The sequence below is a fragment of the Nocardia sp. CA-290969 genome (assembly GCF_050936135.1).
In the GTDB taxonomy this organism is placed as follows: Bacteria; Actinomycetota; Actinomycetes; order Mycobacteriales; family Mycobacteriaceae; genus Nocardia.
Map to the genome: position 1 here is coordinate 4,614,753 of NZ_JBNJNJ010000001.1, position 12,301 is coordinate 4,627,053.

Below are 12,301 nucleotides of genomic sequence, written 5' to 3' on the forward strand. Positions count from 1 at the left end.
GATCGCCCAGGTCCCGGTTCGCGCCGATCTACCGGCCGCAACCGTTGAGCGTGCACAGCGCCGGCGTGCACATGGCGGCACTGTCCGGGGAACTGTGATGGCAGCGCATCGCCTGCAGTGCCCGGCTGATCCCGACCCCCGCGGTGCGCAGTGCCCCGGTGACCCGGCTGACGTTGAGCCGTGCGGTGGGCCCGGTGACCGAGAGGGCGCCGGCGATGGTCTGAGGTCCGCTGAACACCGGCACCGCGACGCTCATATAGCCGAGCCGGGTCTCTTCGACCTCCACCGCGATCTGTTCCTTGCGCATCCGGTCCAGCTGCTGACGCAGCACCGATACCGACATGGTGGTCCGCGAGGTGAGCGCGGTGAACCCCTGTTCGACCACTTCGGCGAATACCGATTGCGGCGAGAACGCCAGAATCATCTTGCCGGTGGCCGTGCAGTACAGCGGTAGCCGCCCCGCGACCCGGGACTGCTGTTTGAGACCGCGGTGGCCGACGATCTTCTCGATGTAGAGCACGTCGATGCCGTCGCGCACCGCGAAATGCACGGTTTCCTGGGTGGCGATCAGCAGGTCTTCCATATACGGCAGCGCGGCGTCGCGCAGGATCCGCTGCCGGGGCACCAGCTGCCCGAGTTCGAACAGGCGCAACCCGAGCCGATATTTGGTGCCGGACCGTTCCAGCAGCCCCCATTCGACCAGTTCCCCGGCCAGCCGGTGCACCGAGGCCTTCGCGACACCACTGCGCCGCGCAAGTTCGGTGAGGGCGAGGTCGCGGTGTTCGTTGTCGAAGGCGTCCAGGATCATCCGGGCCTTGCTCAGCACCGACGACATCTCGGTGCCCGGGCCCGGCTCCGGTTCGAAGGGCATATCCGGACCTAGATCCGCCGGCCGATGTGCGGCTGTCGTCATGGTGACCTCCTGACGCCTTGCGGGGCCTTCCTCGCGGGGCCCGACCGGCGAATTCGCCGTGAACGGTGACGCTAGCGGCCGTACCTTGGATCCGCAGCATATTCGGGTCCGCTGAGCGGACCCGGTTCGCCCCGTCCACCGAGCGGACCGGGCTCGGCGCCGGTGGACCCCGGTCGAGCCCCCGTCGCTACGTCCGCCGAGCGGACCGGTTCGGCTACGGCCGACCGGACCGGTTCGCTCCGTTCGCCGAGCGGCCCGGCTCACGACGGACGACCCGCAAGAACCGGCGCACGGCGTCGGCGATCCCCGGCGCCTCGTATTCGATCAGCGCGACCGTACCGTCGGGAAAGATCACCTCCTCCACCACCGGTGCGCCGGTCAGCCGGGCACGCAGGGCCGGCAGGTTCCCGATGGAGAAGGGGTCGGCCGCCGCACCCAGCAGCAGCACCGGCGCCCGAACGGCGCCGATCCGGTCTTCCATCCGATAGCGGGCACAGGCTCGATGCCCTTCGGCCGGGTCCACGCCGAAGGTGAGCGCGTCGTGCACGAACCGGTCCAGGAGTTCGGTACCGGGTTGCGGATAGTAGGGGCGGCGCAGGTCCCACAGGGTCTGCAGATGCCGCCCGTCCGGCGTGTGTTCGGCGCGGTCGACCGCACCGCCGCCGGCATGTCCGGCTCGGTACGCCGCGTCGGCCCACGGGCAGGACGACAGGATCACCGCCTCGACCCGGCCCGGCTCCGCGGCCGCCATTTCCAGTGCCACCGCGGCGCCGGTGTGATGCCCGAGCACCGCGGCGGCGGGGATGTCGAGCGCGTCCAGCAGCGCCCATGCGCCGGCGGCGAACACCTCGATGGTCTGCGGCGCCGGCAGTGCGGCGCTGGCACCGAATCCGACCATATCCATCGCGATCACCCGGTGGCCGGGCGCCAGCAGCGGGATCAACTCGCGGAACTCGTCCCACGAGCGCGGTGTCTGATGCAACAGCAGCAGCACCGGACCCGAACCCTGCTCGGCGTAGTGCAACTGACCGAACGAGGTGTCGGCGTAGCCGAACCGCACGCCCATCAGTACGCCGCGACCATCGGGGTGTCCACACCGATGACGTCGATCTTCGCGGCGCCACCCGGATTGCCCACCGGCTCGTCGCGACCCGGCAGGGTCTCGGTGAAGAACCGCACGGCGTCCTGTTTGAATTCGGGGTCGGCCTTGCGGTCCACCGTGATCGCCTCGACCGGGCAGGCCAGTTCACAGGCGCCGCAGTCGATGCATTCGGCCGGATTGATGTAGAGCTTCCGGTCGCCCTCGTAGATGCAGTCGACGGGGCATTCCTCCATACAGGAACGGTCCGTGGTGTCGATGCACGCTTCACCGATGACGAATGGCATGGGTCAGTTCTCCTGTTCGGTGGAATGGCCGGGGAAGATATCGGCCTCGGGATCGAGTTCCGCGGCGGCGTTGTTCACCGCGGTGGCCGCCTCGCCGAAGCCCACGGCGATCAGCCGGACCTTGCCCGGATAGTCGGTGATATCGCCGGCCGCGTAGACGCGCGGCACACCGGTCCGCATCCGGGTGTCGACGACGATATGGCGGTTCTCGATCCGCAATCCCCAGTCGGTCAGCGGGCCGAGGTCGGCGGTGAAACCGAGCGCGGCGATCACCGACTGCGCGGGCAGAGTCGTCACGGACTTATCGGCCTTGTGGTGCACATCCACCTCGGTGATCCAGCCGTTCCCCCGCACCGCGGCGATATCGGAGTTCACCAGCATCCGCACACTGCTGTCCCGGACTTTGGCGACCGTGGACCCGTGGGCGCGGAATCTGTCCCGCCGGTGCACCAGGGTCACCGACGCCGCGACCGGTTCCAGATGCACGGCCCAGTCGAAGGCACTGTCCCCACCACCTACGATGACCACATCACGGCCGGCGTGCGCCGACAGATCGGGCACGAAGTAGCTGAGCCCGCGATCGAGAAAATCCAGTCCCTGCGCCAGCGGGCGCGGGGTGAACGTACCGATCCCACCGGTGACGACCACCGCGCCGGCGGTGATGGTGCGCCCGGAACCGGTGCCCACCACTGCCCGGCCGTCCGGGGTATGGGTCAGGGTCCGCGCCTGCTCGCCCAGGAGATACACCGGGTCGTAGGGCGCCGCCTGCTCCAGTAACCGGCCGATCAACTCCCGGCCCTTCACCGCCGGAAACCCGGCGATATCCAGGATTTCCTTCTCCGGGTACATCGCGCTCACCTGACCACCGGGTTCCGACAGCGCGTCGATCACCGCGACCCGCAGTCCCCGGAACCCCGCGTAGTACGCGGCGAACAGTCCGGCCGGTCCGGCACCGACGACGAGGATGTCCACCTCCGGTCCGGCGCCGGCCGGCCTATCCAGCGTTTCGTTCATACTCAGCACGCTAAGAGCGTTGCGGCGCAGGAGAAATGAAACGGGTCCGGTGAGCAGACCCCGGTCCGGGCAGCGCGCCGCACGCCGCGCAGACGACGAACGGCAGGCCCCGGCACGAATGCCGGGACCTGCCGTCGACCGGTATCGGTCAGCTCACTCTGATGCCTGCGGCGTACTCCGCCCGGCCCGATCGATGAGGCCAGGACACGGGATGAACTACGCCGCCCTCATGGCAGGCACCGTGCGCCGCCCGTGACCGCGCTCTTATTTGACGCCGTAGCGCGCGAGGAACTTGGTCGACAGGATGCGCAGGACACGGTCGAAGAAGAAGCCCATGATGCCGAGCACGATGATGCCGACGAAGGTCCAGTCGATCCGGCCGTAGTTGCGGGCCTGCCAGATCATCGAGCCGAGCCCGTGCTCGGAAGCGACGATCTCGGCGGACACGATGGTGAGGAAGCTGTTGCCCATGGCCAGCCGGGCGCCGGTGACGATCCCCGGGACCGCGGACGGCAGGACCACCGTCTGCATGATCTGCAACCGCCCGGCGCCCAGGTTGGTGGCCGCCTGCAGTTTGTTCTCGCTGATGGATACGGTGGCGGCGATGGTGCTCACGGTGACGATGAACACCGAGGTGTAGAAGATCAGCACCACCTTGGAGGTCTCACCGATACCGAACCAGACCACCGCCAGCGTGACGAACGCGATGGGCGGGATGAACCGGAAGAACTCGATATAGGGGTCGAGCAGCTGGCGGACCATGTTGAACCGCCCCATCAGGATGCCGATCGGGGCGCCGACGAGCACGCCGAGGCTCCAGCCGAGCAGGATGCGCTGCCCCGAGGCGACCACCGAGGTCCACAGGACCCCGCTCTCGGACAGCTCACCCGCCGCCCGCCACACCTCGACGGGCGAGGCGATCGTCGTCGGGCCGTACCACCAGGCCAGGAACGACCAGACCGCCAGGCCGATGAGCGCCGAGGCGATCCACAACGCCCCGGTGCGCAGCACCTGGTTGCCGATTCGCATCCCGGCGCCGCGCGCCGAGACCGCGCCCCGTGGGGCCCGGATTTCCGCTATCGCGGTCATACCTTTTCCTCCTCGCCCCGGACACCCGCGAGGTCCGGTTCGCCTTCGAAGCCCTGATTGCGCAGCGCCGCGACCACTTCGGCCCGGATATCGTCGCGCAGCTGCTCGTACAGTTCGATCACCTGCGGGTTCGCCCGGTCGCGCGGCCGTGGGGCGGTGACGTCGTAGATGCTTTTGATCCGTGCCTTCGGGCCGGCGGTCATCACCACGACACGATCGGCGAGGGTGAGCGCCTCGTCGATATCGTGGGTGACGAACACGACCGTGCAGCCGGTGTGCCGCCAGATCTTGTCCAGTTCGGTCTGCAGGACCTGCCGGGTCTGGGCGTCCAGCGCGCCGAAGGGTTCGTCCATCAGCACCAGCGAGGGCTGGTTGGCCAGGACCCGGGCGATCTGCACCCGCTGCCGCATCCCGCCGGACAGCTGGGCCGGGAATTTCCCGCCGGCGTGTGGCAGACCGACCATGCCCAGGTATTCGGCCGCGATCCGCGCCTGTTCGGCTTTCTTCGCGCCGTGCATACGGGGTCCGTAGGCGACGTTCTGCGCGACGGTCATCCAGTCGAACAGCGCCTCCGAACTCTGGAAAACCATGCCGGCGTGCCGGTTGCCGCCGTCGATCTGCTCGTCGTCGCAGATGATGCCGCCGGCGGTGGGCCGGACGAATCCGGCCATGGCCGACAGCAGCGTCGATTTACCGCAACCGCTCGGCCCGAGCAGGCAGACGAATTCGCCCGGCCGCACCGCGAGGTCGATACCCGTGACGATCTCGGCGGTTCCGAAGTTGATGTCCAGGTCCCGGATCTGCACCGAAACACCTTTATCGGTGCCCGGCCCGGCGATATCGGATGTGGTCACGGTCATTTCTTCTCCTCCTTGTACCAATCGAGCAGCATCGCCGACCGCAGGTCGGGCTGCTCGGAGAGGACGCCGATGTCCTGATAGAAATCGACGATCTGCTGCGCCGAATCCACGTCCTTGTCGCTGAGATTCGTGACCCCGAAATCGATTTCGCGGATCGCGACGAGGGTTTGCTCGTCGGCCACATTGACCGCGGTCCGGGTGGCCACCGCGGCCCGGGCCGGATCCTGTTCCACCCGCTCACTCGCGGCGGCCAGCACCTGCGCGAACCGTTGCGCCTCCGCCGGGTTGTGCTCGAGCCAGGAATCGGTCGATATCGCCCAATGGTGGTAGGTCCAGTCGAAATCGCCGGTCACCGCGACCACCCGTCCGGTCCCCTGCGTGACCGCGGTCGCGGGCCACGGCTCCCACAGCACATAACCGTCGATATCCCCGCGGGCGAGCAGCGCCGGCATATCGCTCGGGGTAGCCGAGATCATCTCGACGGAACCGGCCGCAATTCCGTTGGCTCGCAGATATTTATCGGTCGATACCTGACCGAGGCCGGGGACGAATCCGATCTTCTCGATATCGGCGGCGGACTGGATGCCGTTGCGCAGGACGACCTTGATGTACTCGCCGGACGCTTCGTAGGCGAACAGTGCCCGCATATCCGGGTTCTGCCGCAGCTGCGAAATCGTCGTGGTGTCCGAACTGCCGGCGAGCTGGACCTGACCGCTGGCGAGCGCGTCGACGGCTTCCCCGCCGCTGCCGAATTGCACGAGTTCCACATCCAGGCCCGCGTCGCGGAACATGCCCTCCTGATCCGCGAGGAAGAACGCCGCGAACGAGGAGTCGATCCCCACCGCGACCCGGATCGGCCCGCCCGCGCTCGCCTCCGCTTCGCGGGTGGCGGGCCGGGTGCACGCTCCCAGCGTGATCGCCAGTGTCATCGCGAGTACCGCGAAGGACACCCTCCTGTATCTAGATCGCCACGCCATTTTCTGCACCCTCATTCTGTGATCTGCACCGCATTCGCCGCGCCTTGGACAGGGAACCTATCCGCTGTCCGCGGGCGCGCGAACGAACGCGGTCCGGGGAGCGGACCCGCACCTCGGCACCGCCGGCGGCCGACCCCGATGACCTCGGACGGCCGGGCACCGGCCGGGTCATAGGATGAATATTTGTCTATTGGAAGCTGATGACCAGCACGTTTCCCATACATTTCCGGACCGTTGCCCATATGCGCCATGGACCCCGCCGGGATTGGTCTCCGGGGCCGCGCAACTCCCGCCTGCGCGCGGCACCGTGGCCCGCGAAAGCACCGGGGCCGGTCGCGCACGCTGCGCGACCGGCCCCGGAAGAACTCGACAGTCCCAGTACAGTTACACGGCCGTCTTCACCCGCTCGGCAGCCTCGGCCAGGAACTCCAGACTCAGCACGTTGTACTCCTCGGCATTTTCGTGCTGCGGCCAATGCCCGCACGCGGGATACAGCTGCAACCGGGCGCCCGGGATATCGGCGGCCATTTTCTCGGCCTCGGGCACGTCCCCGAACGGGTTCTCATGACCCCACACCACCAGCGTCGGCGCGGTGATGCGGGCCAGCCGGTCCGGCCGCAGCAGATTGCGCTGCCGGATCTCCATATTCTGCAGCGACAGCAAGTTGCCGATATTGGCCACGAAAGCGGGCTCGTGGTAGATCCGGTGCCGCACCTGCACCAGTTCCTCGGTGGCGTCGGCGGCATCGTGCATGAGCAGCCGCATCCGGGCGCGGGTCAGTTCGATGTCGTCGCTTTCCACCGCTTTGGTCGTGGAGGTGCGGATCCGCTCCATGACCTGCGGGTTCGCCACGGTTCCGCCCGCGGCGAGCAGTTGCAGCGAGAGCACCCGCTCGGGGTGATCACTGGCCAGATACGCCGCGACCCAGCCGCCGAGCGATTCACCGACCAGATGCACCTTCTCCAGCCCCACCGCATCGAGGTAGTCGAGCAGATGTTGCACATAGCGGGGAATCTCGTACGGATAGTCGGGTTTGCCCGTGTAGCCGTGGCCGAGCATATCGATGGCGTGGCATTCGTAGCGCGCCGCGTGCGCGACGATATTGCGGGCGAATGCCTCCAGATGTCCGCTGGTGCCGTGCAGGAATATCACCGCTTCGTCGCCGCTGCCCGCCTGCAGCGAGCGGGTGGGGATACCGGCGGCGTCGACGGTTTTCAGCGCGAAGTCCACGCCGGTCAGTTCGGTCCAGATCGTCATATCGAATCCTTGTCGGTAAATGGTGAGTATCGGGTCGTGATCACCGGCCGGCGGGCTGCCGTGCGGGATCCAGCACGGTGACACCCATTCCGGTGAGCCATTCCGGGATGGCTTCGTAGGCCAGCCGCTCCCCCGGGATGTAATCCAGCATCGCGGCCATCATCAGCCAGGTCCGCAATTCCTGCGCCCCGTTGCCGGCCGCTGCCTCGAGCTCCGCGGTGCGGTATCCGGCCAGTTCGGCGGCCTTGCCGAGGCTGAACAACTCGAGCATCCGGTTGTCGAATTCCGGGGAGATGGCGGCTTCGGCGGCGCGGATGATCTGCCGGCGCCGCACGTCGTAATCGGACCAGTTCTCCCGGCCGTCGAGCCAGGCCCGGACCATGAAGTCCTCGTCCTCGCCGTGCGGGTCACGCCAGTCCGGCCAGGGCAGCCGGTGCGAGAGTCCGCCGGAGGCGATCACCACCACGCGGCTGTCCACCGGATACGCGGTCACCGCCTCCCGCAAGGCCACCGCGAGATCCGCGCAGCGCTGGAAGGTGGGGAGCGGCGGCGCGAAAACGTTCACCACCAGTGGCACGATCGGCACGTCGAGCCCGGCCAGCAGGTACTGGATGGCATGTGACTGGCCGTGGTCGATCTGCAGGCGGGCCGAGAACGCCGGATCGAACCGGCCGCTTTCTATGAGGGAATCGGCCAGATGCCGGGCCAGCTCGATATCGACTCGCTGTGGGCCTTTCGGAGTACCCGATTCGCCGCTGGCGTGACATTCGCCGACCCCGAGCGTGAACGGCGGGATCAGATCGAGCCAGAACCCGCGAAAGTGATTGGAGCCCAGCAGGATCACCGCGTCCGGGCGTGCCGCGGCGATCCGGTCACGGGCCGCGTGGAGTGCGTCGCGGAACCTTTCCGCTTCCGACTTGTGTGTCGTCTGCTCCCAGTGGGTGTTCATCAGCGTGCTGTGTGACGCGCCCACCCCCAGCACGATATTCGCCATCAGTCGATACCTACTTCCTCGAGTGTCCGGGTCGCCGTATCCAACACGACCCGCACGAGATACCGGGTGAACTGTTCGGCCGCCCGCAGATCCACGGTGTTCATGCCCCGCGCGAAATCCACGTCGAACGGGGCGTCGGCAACCTTCGGCATGCCCACCCGGACGGTCGGGATGCCACGGCCCCGCAGGATGTTGGCGTCGGTCGCGCCGCTGGCGTCGCGCACGTCCTGATGGGGTCGCCCTTCCATCGCCTCCCATGCGGTGACTGCGCTGCGGCACAACCACATTCGCGGGTCCGATGATTCTCCGGGGATCGCCAGTATCTGTTCGACATCGATCCGCGCGTCCAGGTCTTCGGCGATCGTCCGCACGGCGGCCCGCAGTTCCCGTTTGGCCGCGGTCGGGGTGGTCCGCGGGCTCAGCCGCAGGTCCACCATCATCCGCACCTGCTCCGGTGTGAACGAGGCGGTGCGCCGCCAGCCGCCGTGGATATTGGCGACCATGCCCTGCGGGTACACCAGCCCGTCCCGGTGCGCCCGCGAGTACTCCGGAAACCACTGCTCGAGCCGCGCCGCCACCGCACCGGCCAGCGCGACCGGGTTGCGATAGGGCAGCCGGTGCCGCGACCCGACGTAGGTGTGGCTGCCGTGCACGGTGATCTCGAACCAGCTCAGGCCCACTTCTTCCCAGGACACCGTCCAGCCGGGTTTGGCGATGAGCGCGAAATCCGCCCAGACGCCCTGCTCCAGCAAGAACGAGCAGCCGGCACCCTGCCCGGTGTTACGCCGGGTACCACCGACGCCCGGCCGGGCATTGGTGGGCATACCACCGGCACCGAACGCGGCGATCAGATCCCCGGTCAGCGGGATACCGGCGGCGTACACGGCCTCGACCGCCGCCAGGACGCAGGCGGCGTGGCCCTTCGGGTTCGAGGCGCCGAGACCGGTCACGTAATCGCCGTCCACGACCGCCCGCGCCGTCATATCCGGGCGCAGGATATCGCCCGCCCAGGGCAGATCCTCCTCGGCATTCCCACTTGTCACGGTGTCGATCGGGGCATAGAGCATCAGATCCGGACCGGCCCCGGTTCCGGGTAGGCGGGCCCACGAATTGGCCTGCCGGTCATCGAGTTCCATCGTCTGTGCCTCGATACCGGCTTCGCTGAACACACCGGTGATATGCCGTGCCAGCGGCCCTTCGTCACCGGTCGGGCTCGCGATATCCACCAGCCCGGTGACGAGTTCCCGCAGGCGGCCGTAATCGACTGCGGCGCAGGCTCGTTCGGCCCAAGAACGCCGTTGTTCGTCGAGTCCGGCAAGCGGGTCGGCCACCGCCGTCATTGCGGGCTGACCTGATGGACCTGAGTATTGTTCCGCGCGGCCAGGAAACGCCAGGCTTTCGGCGCCCCGGCGGCCAGCAGCACACCGGCAGCGATACCGGCGAAGATTTTGCGCATGAGTCCTCTCCTTCCCTATTCGGCCGGAGAACCGTTGGTGTCCCCGGGGGCGGATTTCACCGCAGCCGTTTCTCTTCCGCTCGTACGCCGCGCTCGCACCGGCCGCTCCGGTTTCGCCGGCTCATGGGCCGCGGCGGCCGCGATCTTTTCCGCGTACTCCTCTTCCGCGAGATTGCGCCACGCCGTGAGCGAGATATCGGGCCGGTAGAGCTTCTCCGGGGGCGCGTCGGTGACGCTCACCATCCATTCGTCCTGACCGGAGAACTGGCCGTGGAACAGCCAGCGGATCGCACCCAGGTATTTCGCGTAGAAGCCCAGCTTGCGCACCCCGGTCACGAAATTGACCATCAGTCCCACATAGTTGTGGTGGTCGTCGTCCACCGGTACGTAGAACTCGTAGTGGATGAAGTTCGGGTACGCGATGCGCAGCACGCCGGGCATCGACAGTGACGCGAACCCGGGAAACTGCTGTGCCTCGATCACCGGGTCGGTGCGCAGTCCCGCACCCACGTTCCCGATCTGGGAGATCGTGGTCTCGTCCGGCTTCTTCTTCCACCACCGCTTGTTGGTCCATGTCCCGACGCCGGGGAATTCGGCCTCCCAGTGCACCTCGTCCTGGACGCGGTAGATCCAGCGGCCCTCGGGCACGATCCGGGTGATGTTCCAGGTCGGCATGGGTTTGAACAGCCGCCACAGCGCCGTGCGGTGCAGGTATTTCGCGTGCCCCTCATCAAAACCGTTCTCGCACGCGAAACGCCAGTTACCGCGGCGCGGCTGGATCCGGCCGCCCACGATGCCCTCGTTCTCCACCAGTTCCCGGGGCAGCTGTTCGTCGATCGGCGGCGCCGGTTCGTTGCCGATCGGGATGTACACCCACACCAGGCCCAGGCGTTCGGCCACCGGATAGGTCTGCACCGAGAGCTTGCCGCAGACCTTCGAATCGGGCCCGTCGGTGATGACGGCGGCGAGTTTCCCGTCCGTCAGCCGGAAGGTCCAGCCGTGATACGGGCAGCTGACGGTGCCCGGGAACTGCTGATCGCCCTCCGACAGCGGCACCCCACGGTGCGGACACCGGTCGTGCAGGGCATAGGCGGTGCCGTTGTCCCGGATCAGCGCCAGCTTCTCCCCGCACACGGTATGGCTCGTGGGTTTGCCGGTGATGTGGTTGGACCACGTCACCGGATACCAGTACCCGCGGTAGCCGCTGCCCGCCTGGTCGTAGTACGGCCAGGCCGTCCAGTCCTGCCGGCCTGCCGCCCGCGCGCGCTCCGGGAGCGTGGGCCGGGTGGCCGGTGCCTCGACACCAGTCATATGGGTTCAGTTCCTCTCGATGCGAGATCGTCCGGTTGCTCCGATCTTCGGCCCGGACGCGGCAGCACCCAATGGATCGGGTTCGCTCAGCAGACCGGAGGCCCCGCGGCGACCACGGCCGACCCGGTCGCGCAGACGGTGCCGCTGTCGTCGCGCTCCTCGAGCCGCAGGGTCACCGCGCCGTCCGCGGCCGCGCCGACGACACCGGTGACGGTCAGGGTCGCCCCGACTGCAGCGGGCGCCCGGTTCTGCCAGCTCACCGAGCGCACCGCGGCCGGGTCACCGGCGTACCGGGCCGCCGCGCGGAAGAAGAGCGTGCCGTGCAGTTGCGCCATCACCACCGGGTCGTCGAGGCCCTCGGCACGCGCGGCGCGAGTGTCGTAGTGGATACGGTGCGCATTGTGAGTGGCGGCGCCGAACCGTTGGATCCGGATCGGGTCCGTTTGCAGCGCAACAGGTTCGACGGCATCTCCGAGCCGGGCCGGACGCGGATCCCTCATCGGACGATGAATCCTTCTGTCACCGACACCAGCGGTCCGGCCGTGGACGCGAAATAGACCTTGCCGACGGTGACCAGCACGAAGCGCGAACTCCCCCGGCCTTTCCACTCGACCCGCTCCACGGTGCGCCGCACCTCGATGTCCTCGTCCAAGGGGGTGGCCCGATGGAACTCGACACTCTGCCCGCCCGCCATCAGCCGTACCGCCAGGCCGGCCGTTCCGGGCACCTCGTCGGCGAACATGCCATCGGGCCGGTATTCCTCGTCCCGCGCGCCCGCCGGCCCACGCAGCAGGCTCGGCAGATACAGCGGGTGCACGGCGAACGCCGGATGCCGCGGCTCGAGATATCGCGCGTCGTCCTCCCCGCAGGCCCGCGCGAAGGCGATCGCCTCCGCGGCCCGCACCCGCCCCAGCTCACGTTTCTCCACCGCGCCGAGCAGCGCGGTGGCCCGTGCGTGCACGGTTTCCAGATCATCTGTCATGGGCCGACGCTAGGAATCCGCGACCGGCCGGACAACCGGCCGGGACCGTCCAGCGGACCGCG

At 68.0% G+C, this 12,301-nt stretch carries 13 protein-coding genes; all 13 read right to left on the reverse strand.

Annotated features, from left to right (window positions below):
* Window positions 1–28: 28 nt before the first annotated feature.
* Entirely contained in the window at window positions 29–913 is an 885-nt protein-coding gene (locus tag ACQEVO_RS21005) for an IclR family transcriptional regulator (RefSeq protein ID WP_432915736.1), read from the reverse strand.
* A gap of 214 nt (window positions 914–1,127) precedes the next feature.
* Window positions 1,128–1,979 carry an alpha/beta fold hydrolase gene (locus tag ACQEVO_RS21010; protein WP_432915738.1) on the reverse strand — a complete coding sequence of 284 codons (852 nt, stop codon included), beginning with the start codon at window positions 1,977–1,979 and terminating at the stop codon, window positions 1,128–1,130.
* Window positions 1,979–2,299 carry a DUF362 domain-containing protein gene (locus ACQEVO_RS21015; protein ID WP_432915740.1) on the reverse strand — a complete coding sequence of 107 codons (321 nt, stop codon included), beginning with the start codon at window positions 2,297–2,299 and terminating at the stop codon, window positions 1,979–1,981. The genes ACQEVO_RS21010 and ACQEVO_RS21015 overlap by 1 nt, the downstream gene beginning before the upstream one ends.
* A gap of 3 nt (window positions 2,300–2,302) precedes the next feature.
* A complete protein-coding gene (locus tag ACQEVO_RS21020) occupies window positions 2,303–3,313 on the reverse strand; it encodes an NAD(P)/FAD-dependent oxidoreductase (RefSeq protein WP_432915742.1) in 1,011 nt (336 codons plus the stop codon).
* Between the two features lie 264 nt (window positions 3,314–3,577).
* On the reverse strand, window positions 3,578–4,402 hold the full coding sequence (locus ACQEVO_RS21025; protein ID WP_432915744.1) for an ABC transporter permease: 825 nt from the start codon (window positions 4,400–4,402) through the stop codon (window positions 3,578–3,580).
* Window positions 4,399–5,262, reverse strand: a complete 864-nt coding sequence (locus ACQEVO_RS21030) for an ABC transporter ATP-binding protein (protein ID WP_432915746.1) — start codon at window positions 5,260–5,262, stop codon at window positions 4,399–4,401. The genes ACQEVO_RS21025 and ACQEVO_RS21030 overlap by 4 nt, the downstream gene beginning before the upstream one ends.
* Complete coding sequence (locus tag ACQEVO_RS21035) at window positions 5,259–6,212, reverse strand: ABC transporter substrate-binding protein (RefSeq protein ID WP_432915748.1); 954 nt, start codon at window positions 6,210–6,212, stop codon at window positions 5,259–5,261. Before ACQEVO_RS21035 ends, ACQEVO_RS21030 begins: the two co-directional genes overlap by 4 nt.
* Window positions 6,213–6,623: 411 nt before the next feature.
* Complete coding sequence (locus ACQEVO_RS21040; RefSeq protein ID WP_432915750.1) at window positions 6,624–7,496, reverse strand: alpha/beta fold hydrolase; 873 nt, start codon at window positions 7,494–7,496, stop codon at window positions 6,624–6,626.
* A gap of 40 nt (window positions 7,497–7,536) precedes the next feature.
* Window positions 7,537–8,490 (reverse strand): catechol 1,2-dioxygenase, encoded by a 954-nt coding sequence (locus ACQEVO_RS21045; protein ID WP_432915752.1) that lies wholly within the window; start codon window positions 8,488–8,490, stop codon window positions 7,537–7,539.
* The gene (locus ACQEVO_RS21050) at window positions 8,490–9,830 is read right to left on the reverse strand and encodes a M20 family metallopeptidase (protein ID WP_432915754.1); all 1,341 of its coding nucleotides are present in this window, start codon (window positions 9,828–9,830) and stop codon (window positions 8,490–8,492) included. Before ACQEVO_RS21050 ends, ACQEVO_RS21045 begins: the two co-directional genes overlap by 1 nt.
* 131 nt (window positions 9,831–9,961) lie before the next feature.
* Window positions 9,962–11,257, reverse strand: coding sequence for an aromatic ring-hydroxylating oxygenase subunit alpha (locus ACQEVO_RS21055; RefSeq protein WP_432915756.1), 1,296 nt, complete (start codon window positions 11,255–11,257; stop codon window positions 9,962–9,964).
* An 86-nt stretch (window positions 11,258–11,343) separates the two neighbouring features.
* Window positions 11,344–11,757, reverse strand: coding sequence for an acyl dehydratase (locus tag ACQEVO_RS21060; protein ID WP_432915758.1), 414 nt, complete (start codon window positions 11,755–11,757; stop codon window positions 11,344–11,346).
* Window positions 11,754–12,239, reverse strand: coding sequence for a hypothetical protein (locus ACQEVO_RS21065; protein WP_432915760.1), 486 nt, complete (start codon window positions 12,237–12,239; stop codon window positions 11,754–11,756). The genes ACQEVO_RS21060 and ACQEVO_RS21065 overlap by 4 nt, the downstream gene beginning before the upstream one ends.
* Window positions 12,240–12,301 lie beyond the last annotated feature (62 nt).